Source organism: Actinoplanes sp. NPDC051633 (assembly GCF_040681735.1).
In the GTDB taxonomy this organism is placed as follows: domain Bacteria; phylum Actinomycetota; class Actinomycetes; order Mycobacteriales; family Micromonosporaceae; genus Actinoplanes.
The window spans coordinates 1-1,207 of record NZ_JBFAZH010001715.1; the positions used below are offsets into that span (position 1 = coordinate 1).

The window sequence follows — 1,207 nt, forward strand, 5'->3', positions numbered from 1 at the left end:
AGCCATCGCCAGACCGTGGCGGCGTCCGGGCCGACCATCGCCGCGAGCAGCTCCTCGGTGGTGAGCCAGGCGATCGCGCAGGTGGCGAGGCCGATCAGGTGCGCTTCGCCGGGCACGTCGCCGAGCAGCGACTCGAGCACGGCGGAGATCAGGTCCGGTGCGTCCGCCAGCGTCTCCGGCACCTCGTCGGCGGCGGCGAGGTCGGCCAGCAGGGCCATCGTCAAGGGGTGGCCGAGGCCGAGGTCCACCAGGTGCGGCCGTCGATCAGCGCGACCTCCCGCCCGGCCGCGCGCGCCCGGGCGTGGAACTCCAGCAACAGGCTGCTCTTGCCGATGCCGCCCTGGCCGTGCACGAACAGCACCCGCCGGGACGAGCGCCCGGCGAGGGCGTCGCCGAAGCCGGCCAGCTCGCGGTCGCGGCCCACGAAGCTGCGCCGGCGCGCCTCGTCGAGAAGGTCGCTGAAATGCGTGGGCAACGCGGGACACCTCCTCCGAGCCGCGGAACGGGTGGACGTCCTCACTGTCCGCCGCCGAGCACCGATTGGACAGGTGTTGACGACCATCTGACCTGGAGGACGAGCGGCTCCCCGGCCGACCGTGAACGCATGGCAGACATGCGCAGCCCGTGCCGGTTCACCGATCCGCTCGCGGTGGCCGGTGCGCCCCGATGAGGTTCACCAACGGCAAGCTCGCGGTGATCGCCCTGGTCGTCCTGGCCACCGCCCCGGCCGAACTCGCGCGCCGTCTGAGCCGGGCTCTGACCGGGGCTCTGGCCGACGGCGGTACGTCCCGGCCGGGATCACAGGGGTAGGGGGCGCGGGCTGCGGGTAAGACGGCGGGCATGGAGCAGCTGGGATGGCTCGGGGTGGTGCGTCATGGGCAGAGCACCGGCAATGTGATCGCTCAGAATGCCGAGGAGAACGGGCTCGAGGCCATCGACATCCCGGAGCGGGACGCCGACGTGCCGCTGTCCGGGACGGGGCGTGAGCAGGCGCAGGCGGTCAATCAGTGGCTGCGGGACCAGAAGCCCGACGTCGCGATCGTGTCGCCCTATCTGCGGACCCGGCAGACCGCCGAGCTCGCCCTCGACGGCCTCGGCGTCACCGCCGTCGTCGACGAGCGGCTCCGCGACCGGGAGCTCGGCGTTCTCGACCTGCTGACCGGGCGGGGGGTCCACGCCCGCCTGCCCGACGAGGCGGCCCGGCGGC

Annotated in this window: 3 protein-coding genes and 1 pseudogene; 2 read left to right on the forward strand and 2 right to left on the reverse strand. The window is 73.5% G+C overall.

Going from position 1 to position 1,207, the window contains the following annotated elements:
- Both AB0M20_RS44585 and AB0M20_RS44590 read right to left on the reverse strand, forming a co-directional pair.
- Positions 1-218, reverse strand: a pseudogene (locus AB0M20_RS44585) (ATP-binding protein); the annotation flags it as partial.
- 2 nt (positions 219-220) lie between these two features.
- Positions 221-475: an ATP-binding protein gene (locus AB0M20_RS44590; RefSeq protein WP_364307651.1), complete on the reverse strand. Its 255-nt coding sequence runs from the start codon at positions 473-475 to the stop codon at positions 221-223.
- Between the two features lie 191 nt (positions 476-666).
- Here AB0M20_RS44590 and AB0M20_RS44595 point away from each other — a divergent pair, with 191 nt between their 5' ends.
- Positions 667-810: a hypothetical protein gene (locus AB0M20_RS44595; RefSeq protein ID WP_364307653.1), complete on the forward strand. Its 144-nt coding sequence runs from the start codon at positions 667-669 to the stop codon at positions 808-810.
- A gap of 30 nt (positions 811-840) precedes the next feature.
- Positions 841-1,207 (forward strand): histidine phosphatase family protein (locus AB0M20_RS44600; RefSeq protein ID WP_364307655.1); only part of this gene is annotated, 367 nt, incomplete at its 3' end.